Origin of the sequence: Pseudooceanicola endophyticus (genome assembly GCF_018760365.1) — a bacterium.
GTDB lineage: Bacteria > Pseudomonadota > Alphaproteobacteria > Rhodobacterales > Rhodobacteraceae > Pseudooceanicola > Pseudooceanicola endophyticus.
Map to the genome: position 1 here is coordinate 230,741 of NZ_JAHIAB010000007.1, position 16,822 is coordinate 247,562.

General features: G+C 65.7%; 14 protein-coding genes. 6 read left to right on the top strand and 8 right to left on the bottom strand.

The genetic code is table 11. From position 1 onward, the window contains the following. Positions 1-67 precede the first annotated feature (67 nt). Together KM176_RS14095 and KM176_RS14100 are read left to right on the top strand one after the other, a co-directional pair. The gene (locus KM176_RS14095) at positions 68-712 is read left to right on the top strand and encodes a phosphoribosyltransferase (protein WP_160893923.1); all 645 of its coding nucleotides are present in this window, start codon (positions 68-70) and stop codon (positions 710-712) included. After that, positions 709-2,553, top strand: a complete 1,845-nt coding sequence (locus KM176_RS14100) for an adenine deaminase (RefSeq protein ID WP_160893921.1) — start codon at positions 709-711, stop codon at positions 2,551-2,553. The genes KM176_RS14095 and KM176_RS14100 overlap by 4 nt, the downstream gene beginning before the upstream one ends. Position 2,554: 1 nt before the next feature. On the opposite strand, the gene KM176_RS14105 is transcribed toward KM176_RS14100, so the two are convergent. The 8 genes from KM176_RS14105 to KM176_RS14140 all read right to left on the bottom strand — a co-directional run bounded on the left by KM176_RS14105 (position 2,555) and on the right by KM176_RS14140 (position 11,429). Continuing rightward, a complete protein-coding gene (locus KM176_RS14105) occupies positions 2,555-3,277 on the bottom strand; it encodes an SURF1 family protein (RefSeq protein WP_160893919.1) in 723 nt (240 codons plus the stop codon). 90 nt (positions 3,278-3,367) lie between these two features. Further along, positions 3,368-3,790, bottom strand: coding sequence for a cytochrome o ubiquinol oxidase subunit IV (gene cyoD, locus KM176_RS14110; protein WP_160893917.1), 423 nt, complete (start codon positions 3,788-3,790; stop codon positions 3,368-3,370). 1 nt (position 3,791) lies between these two features. Beyond that, positions 3,792-4,442 carry a cytochrome o ubiquinol oxidase subunit III gene (gene cyoC / locus KM176_RS14115; protein WP_236045315.1) on the bottom strand — a complete coding sequence of 217 codons (651 nt, stop codon included), beginning with the start codon at positions 4,440-4,442 and terminating at the stop codon, positions 3,792-3,794. Next, positions 4,439-6,436, bottom strand: a complete 1,998-nt coding sequence (gene cyoB, locus KM176_RS14120; protein WP_160893915.1) for a cytochrome o ubiquinol oxidase subunit I — start codon at positions 6,434-6,436, stop codon at positions 4,439-4,441. The genes cyoC and cyoB overlap by 4 nt, the downstream gene beginning before the upstream one ends. Beyond that, a complete protein-coding gene (cyoA, locus tag KM176_RS14125; RefSeq protein ID WP_236045316.1) occupies positions 6,426-7,487 on the bottom strand; it encodes a ubiquinol oxidase subunit II in 1,062 nt (353 codons plus the stop codon). The genes cyoB and cyoA overlap by 11 nt, the downstream gene beginning before the upstream one ends. A gap of 581 nt (positions 7,488-8,068) precedes the next feature. After that, the gene (locus KM176_RS14130; RefSeq protein ID WP_160893911.1) at positions 8,069-8,992 is read right to left on the bottom strand and encodes a nucleoside hydrolase; all 924 of its coding nucleotides are present in this window, start codon (positions 8,990-8,992) and stop codon (positions 8,069-8,071) included. Between the two features lie 75 nt (positions 8,993-9,067). Further along, a complete protein-coding gene (locus tag KM176_RS14135; RefSeq protein ID WP_160893909.1) occupies positions 9,068-10,396 on the bottom strand; it encodes a GH1 family beta-glucosidase in 1,329 nt (442 codons plus the stop codon). Position 10,397: 1 nt separating this feature from the next. Continuing rightward, on the bottom strand, positions 10,398-11,429 hold the full coding sequence (locus KM176_RS14140; RefSeq protein WP_160893908.1) for a LacI family DNA-binding transcriptional regulator: 1,032 nt from the start codon (positions 11,427-11,429) through the stop codon (positions 10,398-10,400). A 237-nt stretch (positions 11,430-11,666) separates the two neighbouring features. Between KM176_RS14140 and KM176_RS14145 the strand changes: the two genes are divergently transcribed. From KM176_RS14145 to KM176_RS14160, 4 genes are read left to right on the top strand one after another with little or no spacing between them, the layout of a single operon-like run. Continuing rightward, entirely contained in the window at positions 11,667-12,935 is a 1,269-nt protein-coding gene (locus KM176_RS14145; RefSeq protein ID WP_160893906.1) for an ABC transporter substrate-binding protein, read from the top strand. A 54-nt stretch (positions 12,936-12,989) separates the two neighbouring features. Further along, positions 12,990-13,997: a carbohydrate ABC transporter permease gene (locus KM176_RS14150; RefSeq protein ID WP_160893904.1), complete on the top strand. Its 1,008-nt coding sequence runs from the start codon at positions 12,990-12,992 to the stop codon at positions 13,995-13,997. A gap of 9 nt (positions 13,998-14,006) precedes the next feature. Continuing rightward, positions 14,007-15,158 carry a carbohydrate ABC transporter permease gene (locus KM176_RS14155; RefSeq protein ID WP_160893903.1) on the top strand — a complete coding sequence of 384 codons (1,152 nt, stop codon included), beginning with the start codon at positions 14,007-14,009 and terminating at the stop codon, positions 15,156-15,158. Positions 15,159-15,168: 10 nt separating this feature from the next. Beyond that, positions 15,169-16,818, top strand: a complete 1,650-nt coding sequence (locus KM176_RS14160; protein ID WP_160893901.1) for an alpha-glucosidase — start codon at positions 15,169-15,171, stop codon at positions 16,816-16,818. Positions 16,819-16,822 lie beyond the last annotated feature (4 nt).

A 16,822-nucleotide genomic window follows, 5' to 3' on the forward strand; every position in this document is an offset into this window, starting at 1 on the left:
ACTTGCTCTCCCATCCCGGTCGGGGCGAGGGTAAATCCGGAGCACTTAGACACAAGGGGGAAGCGACGTGAGGACCGACGTCTGGCAGCAGCTGCACACCGACCTGACGCCCGGCGTGCAGCCGGACCGGGAAACCTATGCCGTGGCGATGGGCGACGCCCAGTTGCTGCTGCCGATCCGCACCCTGCCTGACGGGGCGCGCGGCACCGCCTCGCTGATCCTGAACCAGGCCAGTTTCCCGGTGCTGGATGCCATCGCTGACCGCGTGGCGGCGGCGCTGGAGGGCCATGCGCCCGAGGTGATCATCGCCGTGCCGACCCTGGGCCTGCCGCTGGCCGAGGCCGTGGCGCGCCGTCTGGGCCATGCCCGTCTGGTGCCGCTGGGGACCAGCCGCAAGTTCTGGTACGACGAGGCCCTCTCGGTCGAGCTTTCCTCGATCACCACGCCCAGCGGCGGCAAGCGGCTTTACGTCGATCCCCGGATGCTGCCCCTGCTGGAGGGCAGGCGCGTGGCGGTCGTCGATGACGTGCTCTCCTCGGGCAAGTCCATCGCCGCCGTGCTGCGGCTGATGGAGCTGATCGGCGTCGCCCCCGTCGCCATCGGCGCCGCGATGCTTCAGGGCACCGGCTGGCAGGCCCATGTCGGCGCCGTGCCGGTCGAGGGCGCCTTCGCCACCCCGATCCTGACAAAGACCCCGGAGGGCTGGACATGACCGAGATCACCGCCGCGGGCGAGGCCCGCCTCCGCCAGACCCTGATCGCCGTCGCTTTGGGCCGCAAACCCGCCGACCTGCTGCTGCGGGTGGGCCGGCTGCTGGATACCAACACCGGCCTCTGGCGCGAGGATGTCGAGCTGGCGATCCACGCGGGCCGCATCGCCTGCGTGGGCCCGCGCGGCAGCTTTGCCGGGACCGCCCTTCGGACCGTCGAGCGCCCGCAGCTCTCTGCCGTGCCCGGGCTGGGCGAGGTACACAAGCATATCGAAAGCAGCCACGTCACCCCGGAATACGAGGCCGCGCTGGTCATCCCGCGCGGCAACACCTGGACCTGCGAGGCCAGCCACGAGTTCTCGAACGTGGTGCCACAGAAGACGCTGGAGTTCTGGCTGGCCCCGGCGCGGGCCGGCTCGCCGCTGAAGATCTTTCCCCTGCCCGGTTCCGCCGTGCCGCCCACCGCCTGGGAACACGGCGCGCATCTGGACGGGCAGGACCAGTCCCGCTTCCTGACCCAAAGCCTGATGGCCGCCGGTCTGGACGAGGTGATGGACTGGCCCGCCGTGTCCGACCCCGCGAACCCCGCCCATGATCGCCTCTGGTCGATGATGGAGGCCACCTGGGCCGCCCGCGCCGTGGTCGAGGGGCACGCCGCCGGGATCCGCGACCTGCCCAACATCAACGCCTTCGCCGCCTCCGGCATCGCTTCGGACCACGAAGCCTGGACCGCCGAGGAGGCCTTCGACAAGCTTCAGGCGGGCCTTTTCGTCGAGATCCGCATCCACACCGGCCCCGAGATCATCGCCGGGCTGCTGGAACGGGGCCTGACCGACTGGTCGCAGGTGGCGCTGGCAACAGACGACCGCCCCGCCCAGGAGGTGCTGGCGACCGGGGCCACCGACCGCAACGTACGCATGGCGATCGATGCGGGGCTGGCCCCGGAAAAGGCGATCCAGCTTGCCACGATCAATCCGGCGCGGCACATGCGGCTGACGCCCTGGGTCGGGTCCCTGACCCCGGGCCGCTTTGCCGATATCGTGCTGCTCTCGGATGTCGAACGCTTCGAGATCGCCGAGGTCTGGGCCGATGGCCGGCAGGCCTCGGACGGGACCAACTACCTGCTGGAGGTGCCCAGGATCGACTGGCCGGACTGGGCCCGCCAGACCGTCAACATCGGGCGCGCGCTGAGCGCGCAGGATTTCGCGATCCCCGCCCCCCGCAAAAGCGCGACGGCGCAGGCCGCCGTGTTGCGCCCGTTCCACTGGACCGACGATTTCCTGACCTTCGATCTGCCCGTCGCCGAGGGCCTGGTGCAGCGCGACGAGAGCCGCAACATCACCAAGTTCGCCATCGTGGACCGCTACAGCGGCACCGCCTCCGTCTCCAAGATGTTCTGGCTGGGCTGCGGCCCGAAGGACCCCGGGACGGCGCTGTGCTGCTCCATGGCGCATGACAAGCACAATGTCTGGGCCGTGGGCTCCTGCGATGCGGCGATGGCACTGGCGGTCAATACCTGCGCCCAGATGCAGGGCGGCTGGGTGCTGGTCCATCGCGGAGAGGTCGTGGCACGGGTCCCCTATGAGATCGCCGGCCTGATGACCGCCCGCCCCGCCGAGGCGCTGGCGGCGGACATGGCGGCGCTCTATGCCGCCGGAGAGCAGGTCGAATGGATGTTCGAACCCTCGTTCCACCCCCGCTGGGCGCCGGGCTTCCCGGAGCGGCTGGCCTTCGCGACGCTGACCTGCTCGCCCTGGCGGTGGAACCTGGTCGCGCCCTCCGACCATGCGCCGGAGGGGCTGGTTCAGGTGCAGACCGGGGAAACCCACCCGGTCGTGTGGTAGCTCAGTCGCGGCGGCGCAGCTCGCTGAACAGGAAGATGCCGTAGCAGATCAGCACCAGCCCGACCATCGCGAACCAGGTGATCGCGTAGGAGAGGTGCGAGTTGCGGAAGGCGATCACCGTCTGGCCGCCCTTCGGCCATTCGGGGCCCGCCACGGCGTCTTCATCGACGAAATAGGGCGCGGCATTGTCCAGGCCCTTCGCGGCGCTCATCGCGGCGATGTCGCGGCGATACCACTTGCCCGCCGCCGGGTCGTCCTTCTGCGAGAAGAGCCACCCCTTGGACTGGCTGATGCGCAGCAGGCCGGTGACCGTGACCTCGCCCTCGGGCGGGGTGCGGGTGGCGGGATCGCGCAGCTTCTCGGGCACCAGGCCGCGGTTGATCCAGACCAGCGTGCCGTCGTCGCGTTTCAGCGGCGTCATCACCCAGTAGGAGGGGCCGTAGTCGGAGGGCGTGTAGACCTGAAGCTCGTCCTGGTTCAGGAAGCTGCCCTTCAGGGTCACCCGCAGGTATTCGGCGCTTTCGGTGGTGACGTCCGGCCAGTCGCCGGGTCCGGGCGCGGGCACCGGATCGGCATGGACGCGTTCGTCCACCCGCTGGATCAGGTCCAGCTTCCAGTGCAGCCGGTGCACCTGCCAGATCCCGAGGCTGGCAAAGCCCCAGAGACCGAAGAGAGCGAAGAGCGTGACGATGATCGTCAGCGGCCATCGGATGTTGCGCGTCATGGGCGCCTTCCATCTTTGGGTCAGGAACGGAAACGGGGGACGGATTGCCCGCCCCCCGTCTGTGGTGTCGTCAGTGGCCCGGGGCCGGTCTCAGTGACCGGTTTCCTCGGTGCCGCCGTGCTCCATGTTGTCCATGTCCAGGGGCATGGCTTCGCCGCCCTGGGCATCCATCAGCGCCTTCATGTCGTTGGGCATCGGCATCATGTTCTCGTTCATGTTGTGCATGACCCAGAGCGAGCCTGCCATGACGATGACCAGGATGACGATGGCCAGCATGGTGGCCGCCATGGTCCAGCCGCCCTCGCCCTTGGTGTCGAGGTGCAGGAAGTACACGAGGTGCACGATGATCTGGATGGCACCCAGACCCATGATGATCCCGATCTTCATGTTCGAGGACATTGCCGGGTCGCCCATGACGATCCCGAAGGGGATGATCGTCAGGATGATGGACATGGCGAAGCCCATCATGAGCTTGCCCATCGTGCCGTGGCTGTGCGTGGTGGGGGTGCTCATATCAGATCAGCCTCACGAGGTAGACGAAGGAGAAGACGCCGATCCACACGAGGTCGAGGAAGTGCCAGAACATGCTGAGCGTACCGAGACGACGCATGTTGGCCTCGGTCAGGCCATGGATGCGCAGCTGCACAGACAGGGTGATCAGCCAGATCAGGCCCGAGGTCACGTGCAGACCGTGGGTGCCGACCAGCGTGAAGAACGCCGACAGGAAGCCCGAGCGGTCCGGACCCGCGCCGATGTGGATCAGGTGACGGAATTCGTAGAGTTCCATCGCGATGAAGCCCGCACCGAAGATCGCGGTGATGATCAGCCACAGCGAGGTGCCGTCAAGCTTGCCGGCCTCTGCGCGCAGCATCGCCACGCCGAAGGTCACGGACGAGATCAGCAGCAGGGCCGTTTCGATCAGGACGAAGCCCGGTTCGAACAGGTCCTTGGGCGAGGGACCGCCTGCATAGTTGTATCCCAGCACCGCGTAGGTCGCGAAGAGCGTGCCGAAGATGATGCAGTCGCTCATCAGATAGATCCAGAAGCCAAGCGGCGTCGGGCTATCGTGATGGCCGTGGTCGTGCCCATGGGCGTGATCGGCGGGATGGGAGGGGCCAGCAGGCCCCTCCACGCGTCCGGTCAGGGGGGTGTCGATCATGGTCATGCGACGGTTCCCTTGCTTTCGATCTCCGCGATTTCCGACACCGGAATGTAGTAGTCGCGGTTGTAGTTGAAGGTATGGGCGATGACGGTGCCGATCATGAGCACGAAGCTAATGATCGCCAGCCACCAGATGTACCAGACCATGGCGAAGCCGAAGACCAGGGCCATGGCGCCAAGGACCACGCCGGTGGCGGTGTTCTTGGGCATGTGGATCGGGCTGTAGTTGCCGGACCACTTGAAGCCTTCCTGCTTCATGCGCCAGAACTCGTCCTTGCCGCGCACATGCACGTCCTCGGGGAAGTTGTAGTACGCCGGCGGGGACTGGGTTGCCCACTCCAGGGTACGTGCATTCCACGGGTCAGAGCCGCAGGCCAGCTTCTTCCGGTTGATGGTCGAGTAGAAGAAGTTGAAGAAGGCGAGCAGGATGCCGGTGAAGATGCACAGCGCACCGATCAGGGCGATGACGAAGTAGATCTGCCAGGCCTGGTCCATGTAGGACTGCATCCGGCGGGTCACACCCATCAGGCCAAGCGCGTAGAGCGGCATGAAGGCCAGGTAGAAACCGACGAACCAGAACCAGAACGATGCCTTGCCGATACGGTCATCCAGCTTGAAGCCGAAGGCCTTCGGCCACCAGTAGGTGACGGCCGCGTAGACGCCGAACACCACGCCGCCGATGATCACGTTGTGGAAGTGCGCAATCAGGAACAGCGAGTTGTGCAGCTGGAAGTCGACCGGCGGAATGGCCAGCAGGACGCCCGTCATGCCACCGATCACGAAGGTGACGATGAAGCCGGTGGTCCAGAGCATCGGCACTTCGAAGCGCACGTTGCCCTTGTACATGGTGAACAGCCAGTTGAAGATCTTCACGCCCGTCGGGACGGCGATGATCATCGTCGTGATGCCGAAGAACGTGTTCACCGCCGCGCCGGAGCCCATGGTGAAGAAGTGGTGCAGCCAGACGATGAAGGACAGGACCATGATGGCCATGGTCGCCCAGACCATCGTCTTGTAGCCGAACAGCGGCTTGCCCGAGAAGGTCGCGACGACCTCGGAGAAGACACCGAAGATCGGCAGGATGAGGATGTAGACCTCGGGGTGGCCCCAGATCCAGATCAGGTTGACGTACATCATCGCGTTGCCACCAAGGTCGTTGGTGAAGAAGTGCGTGCCGACGTAACGGTCAAGCAGCAGCAGCGCGAGGGAGACGGTCAGGACCGGGAAGGCGGCGACGATCAGCACGTTGGTGCAGAGCGCGGTCCAGGTGAAGACCGGCATGTCGAACAGCTTCATGCCCGGGGCGCGCATCTTGAAGATGGTCACCAGCAGGTTCACCCCCGACAGCGTCGTCCCGATACCGGCGATCTGAAGCGCCCAGAGGTAGTAGTCCATCCCGGGTCCGGTGGAATAGGCCGCGCCCGACAAGGGTGGGAAGGCCAGCCAGCCGACGCGGGCGAATTCACCGATGAACAGCGAGATGTTGACCAGCAGCGCGCCTGCCACCGTCATCCAGAACGCGAAGTTGTTCAGGAACGGGAAGGCCACGTCGCGGGCACCGATCTGCGTCGGCATGACGAAGTTCATGATGCCGGTGATGAAGGCCATGGCGACGAAGAAGATCATGATCACGCCGTGGGCGGTGAAGACCTGGTCGAAGTGGTGCGGCGGCAGGTAGCCCTCCGATCCACCGGCGGCCAGGGCCTGCTGGAGGCGCATCATGATCGCGTCGGCGAAGCCGCGCACGAACATGATGAAGCCAAGCACCATGTACATGATGCCGATCTTCTTGTGGTCGATGGAGACGACCCAGTTCTTCCACAGCGGCGCCCAGAGACGGAAGTAGGTCATCAGGGCCAGCACGATCAGACCCCCGATGGCGACACCCGCGAAGGTGCCGACCAGGATCGGCTCGTGGTAGGGGATCCAGTCAAGCGTCAGTCGGCCGAAAAGCGGCGACCACGTTTCCTGGGGGGAATGTGTGACTTCAGTTGACATGCGTGCCTCGCTGAACTTCCAGGGAGGACAGCTCTTCCTGGTCGTGGGATTCGGTGGGCTCGGCACCCTCGTTGATCGGGTTACCGAAGCTGTCGATGGCGCGCTCGTCGTCGTACTCGTAGGCGGGCTTGTTCTTGATGCCAGCCAGGCCGCCACCGCCCTGCTTGTCCTGCATCATCATGGTGCTCATGCAGACCTTGCCGGGTTCAACACACAGGCCGACCACGCGGTCGAACAGGTTGTCCTCGACGGAGGAGTAGTAGTGCACGGGCTCCGCGATGGTGGGCTTTTCAAGCTGCAGGTAGGAGGTGCGGGTCAGCGGTGCATTGCTGGCCGCGGCCTTCTGGATCCAGCCCTTGAAGTCGCCTTCGCTCATCGAGATCGTCTGGAACGTCATCTTGGAGAAGCCCGGGCCCGAATAGTGGCCGGAACGGCTCTCGAAGGTGCCTTCCTTGTCGGCGATCATGTGCAGCTTGGTTTCCATGGCAGGCATGGAATAGACCATCCCGGCCAGGGCCGGCACGGCGAAGGTGTTCATGACCGTGGAAGAGGAAAGGCGCAGGTTGATCGGGTGATCGACCGGGATCGCCAGCTCGTTCACCGAGGCCACGCCATACTGCGGGTAGATGAAGAGCCATTTCCAGTCGAGCGACACCGCTTCGACCTCGATCGGGGTGTCCTTGTTCTCCAGCCCCGCATAGTCGAGCGGGCGGTACGGATCCAGCCGGTAGGTATAGATCGCGGTGAAGATGCCAAGGGCGATCACGATCAGGATCGGAACGCCCCAGACGACGACTTCGATCTTGTTCGAGTGGGTGAACTCGGGATCGTAGTCGGTCTTGTCCTGACGGGAGGAGCGGTATTTCCAGGGGAAGTAGACGGCCATCACCACGACAGGGATGACGACGATCAACATGATTACAGTCGAGATGACCAGCAGATTGCGCTCTTGCGCGGCTACCCAGCCGCTGGGGAAGAGCACCTCATACCGGCATCCCGACAGCGCGACCGTCATGGCCAGCGCGAAGAGGATTTTCCAGGGTCTCAGCAATGTTCGTCTCATGAGGCTACACGGCCGCGAGGAACATGCCCTACGACCGGCGGTAAGGTTGCGGCGCGTCTATAGAACGATGGGCGCGTCGTGGGAACACCCGTGCGATACGGGGGCGACGCCCCTAGCAGTAGGCGGCAATGTGCCGCACCGGAAGGGCCTTTACCGTTCTCGGCCTCAGGTTGAAGGCCACTCGCGTCACCTGTTAACTCTTGGATTTCGCTGCGCCGCGGCGCCTCTACCACCTTGTGAAACAGAGGTTCCGGCCTGATTTTTCAAAGGCTAGGCGCGGCTTCGCTGCGCCCCCGATCCCGGTCGGGTGGTCACGCTCCGGACACGATATGGAGATCGAAATTAACCTTTGAAGAGGGTCAGGTATGCAACGTAAGCATGGCGGACTCTCACTCAGGTCATGGCTTTTTCGGCCCAGATCAACATAAAGTTGTAACAGTTAATGCCAAACTGTCGCGAATATGCGTCTATTGGACAAAATGACCGTCGGCCCACCCTCTCGCAGAGGCCAGGCCGACTCATGCCAAACGTTAACACGGCTGCCGCCGAGGGCAGCAGAAAACGTGAACTCAGGCCGGGGCGCCGGCGGCCTCGAAGGGCGCGAAGAAGCGTTCGGCCATGACCGTGGGATCGCAGTCCATGCAGACCAGCGCCGGGGTGCGGCCACTGTCGGGCGCGCGCACCATGCGACCGATCTCGGGGCCTTCCAGCACGCAGGCCAGCGGCGTCTCCTCCAGGGTGAAGAGCTCGGGCTCCAGGCAGGCGATCACGGCCATCGGATCGTGCAGGCCGCAGCCGACTTCGCCCTTGGAATGGTAGAACTCCAGGTAGAAGTGGCTCATGGCCTTCAGGAAGCTGCCATGCTCGGGATGGGCCGCGGCCAGGCGGTCGAAATCCGGGGCCTTCAGCAGCACCTGCATGGTGACATCAAGGCCCACCATCACCACCTTCGCCCCCGAGGCCAGCACCACGTCGAGCGCATGGGGATCGTGCCATGTGTTCGCTTCGGCCACGGCCGAGACATTGCCCGGCGCGTCCAGCGTCCCGCCCATCACCACGATGCGGTCCACATTGGTCGCGAACTCCGGATCCAGGCGGATCGCCTCGGCGACATTGGTGATCGGGCCGATCGGGCAGAGCACCAGCTCTCCCTTGTGCGCGCGGGCCATGCGGACCAGGAACTCGGGCGCGGTTTCCGAAAGGGCGGCGCGCGCGGGCGTTTCGGCCGGCAGGTGGCCAAAGCCCTCGGGACCGTGGACGATATGCGCGGGCTCGAAGGGCGGCAGCTCCAGCGGCTTGCCCGCGCCCTCGGCCACGGGAATGTCGAGGCCGGCGCGTTCCACCAGGCGCAGCGCATTGCGCGTCGCCTGCTCGATGGTGACGTTGCCGAAGACGGTGGTGAGGCCCAGCAGCTCGATCCCGGGGTGCAGGGCGGCGAAGAGGATCGCCATGGCGTCGTCGACGCCCGGATCCGTGTCGATGATCATTTTCATGGGCAAAGGATTTGCTGCGCGACGCGAGCCGCGTCAATCCTCCACACGCGCAGCGGCCCCTGCCCCGCCGCTTTTTTATGCGCCCCCGAGGGCCCGGGCCAGCGCGTGCCACGAGGCCTTCGGGGTGCGGACCATGGTGTCGAAATCCACATGCACCAGGCCGAAGCGTTTTTCGTAGCCCAGCGACCATTCGTAATTGTCCATCAGCGACCAGACGTAATAGCCCTGCACCGGCGCGCCCGCGGCAATGGCCGCACGCACCGCCTGAAGATGGTCCCGCAGGTAATCGATGCGCGCCGCATCCGGCACCGTGCCGTCGGCCTGCACCGCATCGGCATGGGCCATGCCGTTCTCGGTCACGATCAGCGGCAGGTCCCCGGTATAGTCGCGCGCGGTGCGCAGCAGGAAATCGGTCAGCCCCTGCGGATAGATCTCCCAGCCGGTCTGGGTCTTGGGCAGCGGCCCCCCGACCTCCTGCAGATGCGGCCAGGAACCGGGCGCCGGGGCGATCAGCTTGCGGGTGTAGTAGTTCACCCCCACCCAGTCGAGCGGCCGGGAAATGGTGTCGAAATCGTCCTGCCAGCCCTCCGGCATATGCGGCGCGAAGCCCTCCATCACCGCGTCCGGGTAGGCGCGGTGGAAGACCCCGCCCAGGAAGAAGCGGTTGTAGATCGCGTCATAGCGTTCGGCGGCCAGCACGGCATCGGGGGTGTCGTCGGCGGGGGTGGACCATTCCATGTTGAAGACCCCGCCCAGGTTGCCCATCCCGAGGCCCCGCATCACCTCGATGGCGCGGCCATGGGCCAGCAGGACATAGTGCATGGCCCGCGCCGTGGCGCGGATATCGCGCAGGCCCGGCGCATGGGCGCCCCAGAAATGGCTCAGCCAGCCGACGCACCAGGGTTCGTTGATCGGGACGACGGAATGCATCCGGTCGCCGATCCGGCCCATGATCACCTCGGTGAAATCGGCGAACCAGCCGGCGATGTCGCGGTTGCGCCAGCCACCCAGGTCCGCCAGCGCCGAGGGCAGCTCCCAGTGGTAGAGCGTCGCGGCGGGCTTCAGGCCGCGTTCCAGCAGCGCATCGGTCAGCCGGTCGTAGAAATCCAGCCCCTCCTGGTTCACCGCCCCGCGCCCCTCGGGCAGCACCCGCGCCCAGCTGGTGGAAAAGCGGTAGGCGTCAAAGCCCGCGTCGCGCACCAGGTCCAGGTCCCCGGCGTAGCGCAGGTAATGTTCGCAGGCGCGGGCGCCGTCCTCGCCGCGCACCACGTTGCCGGGGGTGGCGGCGAAACTGTCCCAGTGGGTGGGACCGGCGCCGCCGAAGCCGTGCCCCTCGATCTGGTAGGAGGAGGTGGCGGTGCCGAACTGGAAACCGTCGGGAAAGTCCTTGCGGGTGGGAAGCATGTCAGCCTTTCACGGGAACGGGGCCGGTAGAGCGCCCGACCACCAGCTCGGCCTCGAGCATGTGGGTGACCGGGGCGGCGGCGGGATTGGCGATCAGCGCGACCAGCTTTTCCGCCAGGATGATCCCGGCGCGCCGCACCGAGGACCGCGTGGCGGTGAAGATCGGCACGTCCTCGCCGTTCTTCAGGTAGGACAGGTCGTCGTCATGGGTGATGACCGAGACGTCGCGCCCCATCCGCAGCCCGGCCTCCTGGATGGCGCGGCGCACGCCGATGGCCGCCAGCATGGAAGAGGCCAGGATCGCCGTCGGCGGCGCGGCCAGCGCCAGCATGTCGCGGGTGCGGGCAAAGCCGAAGCTTTCGGTCATCTCGTCGCTGGCCATCAGCGCCGGATCGGGGGCGATACCGGCCCCGGCCAGCGCCTCGGTGTAGCCGGCGCGGCGGCGGCGGGCGAAATCCATCGTCTCGTGGCCGTTCAGCAGGCCGATCCGGCGGTGCCCCAGATCCAGCAGGAAGCGCGTGGCCCTCTGGAACGAGCGGCGGTTGTTGACGTCGACCCAGTTGTAGGGCCCCGCCTCTCCGGTCGAGCGGCCATGCACGATGAAGGGCAGCCCGATCTCGCGCAGCAGGGGAATGCGGGGATCCTCGACCAGCGGCCCCTGCAGGATCACCCCGTCGACGGCGCCGCGGGCGTGCAACTCCCGGTAGACCTTGCCCTCGTCCTCGTCCAGCACCCGGCTGATCATCATGTCGTAGCCATGCCCGGCCAGCGCCTGGGTCGCCCCGGAGACGAAATCGCCGAACACCGGGTTGACCATCTCGTGCTGGATCGAGGTCGGGATGATCTGCCCGATCACCATGGAGCGCCCGGTGGCCAGCCCCTTGGCCCGGCTGTTGGGACGGTAGTTGTACTGTCGCGCGGCCTCTTCCACCCGCAGGCGGGTGGCCGTGCTGACCTCCGGATAGCCGTTCAGCGCCCGGCTGACCGTGGTTTGCGACAGGCCCAGCTTTTCCGACAGGGTCTTCAGGTTCATGGTTCCAAAGCGCTTTCAAATTTTGTGACTCACATCTTTTAGGCGAAATGAGGCGCAGGTCAATCCGTTTGAATTCTCACATTCAGACTGCGATATTCATGCGCATTTCAAGGAAAAATTCACGGGATGTTGACAGCGGGCCGAAGCATCGCATTTAACATTCCAAGTCAAAGCGCTTTGAAACCCGAGTCGGAGGAGGGACCAGAGCGCCGGAGATTTCAATCGGGAGGAGTATTCATGAGAAAGACATTTCTCACGGTGACAGCCGTTGCGGCGCTGGCATCCGGCATGGCGCACGCCGAGAACGTGACCGTCTTCGGCCCCTGGCTGGGCCCCGACCAGGAGGACGTGGAAGCGGTGCTGGACGGCTTTGCCAAGGCCACCGGCTTTACCTATTCCTACGTCGGCTCCGACAGTTTCGAGCAGCAGATCCGCATCGATGCGGAGGCCGGATCGGCCCCCAACATCGCGATCTTCCCGCAGCCGGGGCTGGCCGCCGACATGGCGCGCGGCGGCTTCCTGACCGCCCTGCCCGACAACACCGCCGACTGGCTGAAGGAGAATTACGCCGCCGGCGACAGCTGGGCGAAGCTTGGCAGCTTCAAGGGACCGGACGGCACCAGCAAGGTCTACGGCTTTCCCTACAAGGTCGATGTGAAATCGCTGGTCTGGTACGTCCCCGAGAATTTCGAGGACATGGGCTACGAAGTGCCCAAGACCATGGAAGAGCTGAAGGCGCTGACCGAACAGATGGTCGCCGACGGAGAGACCCCCTGGTGCATCGGCCTGGGCTCGGGCGGGGCGACCGGCTGGCCGGCGACCGACTGGGTCGAGGACATCATGCTGCGCAACAACCCGCCCGAGGTCTACGACGACTGGGTCAGCAACAAGATGCCGTTCAACGATCCCCGCGTCGTCAAGGCGATCGAGGATTTCGGCTGGTTCGCCAAGGATGATGCCAAGGTCGCGGGCGGCGCCGCCGCCGTTGCCACCACCGATTTCCGCGACAGCCCCAAGGGCCTCTTCTCGATCCCGGCGCAGTGCTACATGCAGCACCAGGCCAGCTTCATCCCCAGCTTCTTCCCCGAGGGCACCGAGATCGGCACCGATGTCGATTTCTTCTACTTCCCCTCCTATGCCGACAAGGACCTGGGCAACCCGGTGCTGGGCGCCGGCACGCTGTGGTCGATCACCAATGACAGCAAGGGCGCCGAGGCGCTGATCCAGTACCTCGAAACCCCCGAGGCGCACGAGATCTGGATGGCCCGTACCGGCTTCCTGACGCCGTTCAAGAAGGTCGACACCTCGGTCTTCGGGGATCCGACCATGAAGAAGATGAACGAGATCCTGCTGCAGGCCACCACCTTCCGCTTCGACGCCTCCGACATGATGCCGGGTGCGGTGGGCGCGGGCAGCTTCTGGACCGGCATGGTCGATTTCGTCGGCGGCAAGTCGGCGCAGGACGTGGCCGACGACATCCAGGCCTCCTGGGACGCGATCAAGTAAGCCGCCACCCCGGGGGCCCCGCGGGGCCCCCGTCGCGACGCACATGAGGGCACCATGAACCCAGCACTTCAGGCCGTCATCACCATCGCCATCGGCGTCGGGGGCTGCATCGGCTATTTCTACCTGGCCAACCTGATCCTCGACAAGGTGCTCTGCCCGGCGCGCGGGCCCAACATCGGGCGCAACATCAACCGCGCCAACATGATCCGGCCCTGGCTGTTCCTGTTCCCGGCAATCTTCGCCCTCGGCCTCTACCTGGCCTACCCGGTGGTCGAGACGATCCGCCTGTCGCTGACCCACCGTCTGCCCGGCGGCGGCTACGAATGGGCGGGCCTGTCGAATTACCGCCAGATGATGCACGAGCCGAAGTTCTGGGAGGCCATGCGCAACAACATGCTCTGGCTGATCGTGGTGCCCGCCGCCGCGACCGCCTTCGGGCTTCTGGCGGCCCAGCTGACCGACCGGATCCGCTGGGGCAGCCTGGCGAAATCGCTGATCTTCATGCCGATGGCGATCTCCTTCGTGGGGGCGGCGGTGATCTGGAAGCTGGTCTACGACGCCCGCCCCGCCGGGTCCGAGCAGATCGGCATCCTGAACGCGGTCTACATGGCGCTTGGCGGTGACACCCCGCAGCAATGGCTGACCGTGCCGTTCTGGAACAACTTCTTCCTGATGATCGTGCTGATCTGGATCCAGACCGGCTTTGCCATGGTGATCCTCTCGGCCGCGCTGCGCGGCATCCCCGACGAAACGGTCGAGGCCGCCATCGTCGACGGCGCCAACCCGTTCCAGATCTTCTTCCGCATCAAGGTGCCGCAGATCCGGAACACCATCGTCGTGGTCTGGACCACCATCACCATCCTGGTGCTGAAGATCTTCGACATCGTCTTCGCCATGACCAACGGCCAGTGGGAGACCCAGGTCCTGGCCAACTACATGTACGACAAGCTGTTCCGGGCGAACGACTGGGGCGTCGGCTCTGCCTCGGCCATGGTGATCATGATCCTGGTGCTGCCGATCCTGGTCTGGAACGTGCGCAACGCGCGCCGCGAGATGCGCTGAGGAGACCCCATGGACAATATCGCCGGCAAGAAAAGCGCGCTGAGCTGGGCCGTGCACCTTTCGGTGCTGGTGCTGGTGGTGCTCTGGCTGCTGCCCACCGCGGGCCTCTTCATCTCGTCCTTCCGGACCGCCGACCAGATCGCCGCCACCGGCTGGTGGAAGGCGCTCTTCGCCTCCGAGCAAAACCTGGCGCTGCGCACCGGTGCCCCCGACAGTGCCCGCCAGGCAGGCGGGCTCTACGTGATCGAGGGCAACCTGCTGGAGGGAGAGAACCCCGATGCCCGGATCGCCACCTGGGGCACCACGCCGCGCCAGCTGGACGAGTTCAAGGCCGGAGAGACCGGCACCACCCGCGACGGCGCCAGCCTGACCCTGAAGGCCGACGGCAGCTACCGGATGGAAAGCCCCAGCCCCTTCGAGGGCAAGCGCGGAGAGCGGCTGTTCGCCGTGGCCAAGCTGCCGCCGAAGTTCACCCTGGCCAACTACGCCCGGGTGCTGTTCAGCGGCAATGCCACCGACAGCATGGCCAAGGCCTTCTTCAACACGCTGACGGTGACGATCCCGGCGACGATCATCCCGATCCTGATCGCCGCCTATGCGGCCTATGCGCTGGCCTGGATGAACTTTCCCGGCCGGGCGCTGTTGATCGCCGTGGTGGTGGCGCTGCTGGTGGTGCCGCTGCAGCTGGCGCTGATCCCGCTGCTGAAGCTGCATCTGGCGATCGGCATCGGCAAGGGCTACCTGGGGGTCTGGCTGGCCCATACCGGCTTCGGCCTGCCGATGGCGATCTACCTGCTGCGCAACTACATGGCCGGCCTGCCGCGCGACATCATCGAGAACGCCCGCGTCGACGGGGCATCGGAATTCGAGATCTTCCGCAAGATCATCCTGCCCCTCTCCTTCCCGGCGCTGGCCAGCTTCGCGATCTTCCAGTTCCTGTGGACATGGAACGACCTGCTGGTCGCGAAGGTTTTCCTTATCGATGCCACGGGGAAGACCACCGTGATGACCGCGCAGATCGTGGAACTCATGGGCACCCGCGGCGGCAACTGGGAGATCCTGGCGACTGCCGCCTTCGTCTCCATCGCGGTGCCGCTGATCGTCTTCTTCGCCATGCAGAAATACCTGGTGCGCGGCCTGCTGGCCGGCTCCGTCAAATAGGATCTTGCCAATGACCTCCCAACTGAAGACCGAAACCCCCGGCGGGGCAGACTGGTGGCGCGGCGCGGTGATCTACCAGATCTACCCGCGCAGCTTCCAGGACAGCAACAATGACGGTATCGGCGACCTTGCCGGCATCGCCATGCGGCTCGAGCACGTCGCCAACCTTGGCGCCGATGCGGTCTGGATCTCTCCGTTCTTCACCTCTCCGATGAAGGACTTCGGCTATGACGTCAGCGATTACTGCGCGGTCGACCCGATGTTCGGCTCGCTCAGCGATTTCGACGCGCTGATCGCGCGCGCCCACGAACTGGGCCTGCGGGTGATGATCGACCTGGTGCTGTCGCATACCTCGGACCTGCACCCCTGGTTCCTGGAAAGCCGCACCGACCGGGAAAACGCCAAGGCCGACTGGTATGTCTGGGCCGATGCCAAGCCCGACGGCACGCCGCCCAACAACTGGCTGTCGATCTTCGGCGGCTCCTCCTGGCAGTGGAACAGCTCGCGCCAGCAATACTACCTGCACAACTTCCTGACCTCGCAGCCGGACCTGAACTTCCACTGCACCGACGTCCAGGAGGCGCTGCTGGATGTCGCGCGCTTCTGGCTGGAGCGTGGCGTCGACGGCTTCCGCCTGGACACGATCAACTTCTACACCCACGACGCGGCGCTGACCGACAACCCCGCCCTGCCCCCCGAGCGGCGCGAGGCCAAGACCGCCCCGGCGGTGAACCCCTACACCTGGCAGGACCACCTGCACGACAAGTCCCAGCCCGAGAACCTGACCTTCCTGCGCCGGCTGCGCGCGGTGATGGAACCCTACGGCGCCGCCGCCGTGGGCGAGGTCGGCGACGACCAGCGCGGGCTGGAGATCCTGGGCCAGTACACCGCCGGCAATGACCTGATCCACATGTGCTACGCCTTCGAACTGCTGTCGGGCGACGCGCCGCAGGGCGATTACGTCAAGCAGGTGATGGAGGACGTGATGCAGGCCGCCCCCGACGGCTGGGCCTGCTGGGCCTATTCCAACCACGACGTGGTGCGCCACGCCACCCGCTGGCACCTGACCCCGGACGGGCTGCGCGCCTATTCGACGTTGCTGATGTGCCTGCGCGGCTCGGCCTGCATCTACCAGGGCGAGGAACTGGGCCTGCCCGAGGCGGAAGTCGGCTACGACGACCTCCAGGACCCCTACGGGATCGAGTTCTGGCCCGAGTTCAAGGGCCGCGACGGCTGCCGCACCCCGATGGTCTGGGAGGCCGGCGCGCCCCATGCGGGCTTCGGCTACGGCAAGCCCTGGCTGCCGGTGTCGCCGCTGCAGGCCGCGATGGCCGTCGACACCCAGTCGGACGAGCCGAATTCGCTGATGACCCATTACCAGCGGGTGATCGCACTCCGGAAGGCGCATCCGGTGCTGCGCACCGGCACCATGGAGGATCTGGAGGCCGAGGGGCCGCTGCTGCATTTCCTGCGCCGCGACGGCGCGGAGGAGATCTTCTGCGCCTTCAACCTCGGCACCAAGACCGCCTCTGTGCCGCTGCCGGCGGGGGAATGGAGCAATATCGGCAAGGGCCTCCTGGGATCGGCGAAACGCGCCCAGGGCCTCGACAGCGTGACGCTGCCGGGCTGGGGCTTTGTCATACTGAAACGGGAGGAATAAGGCA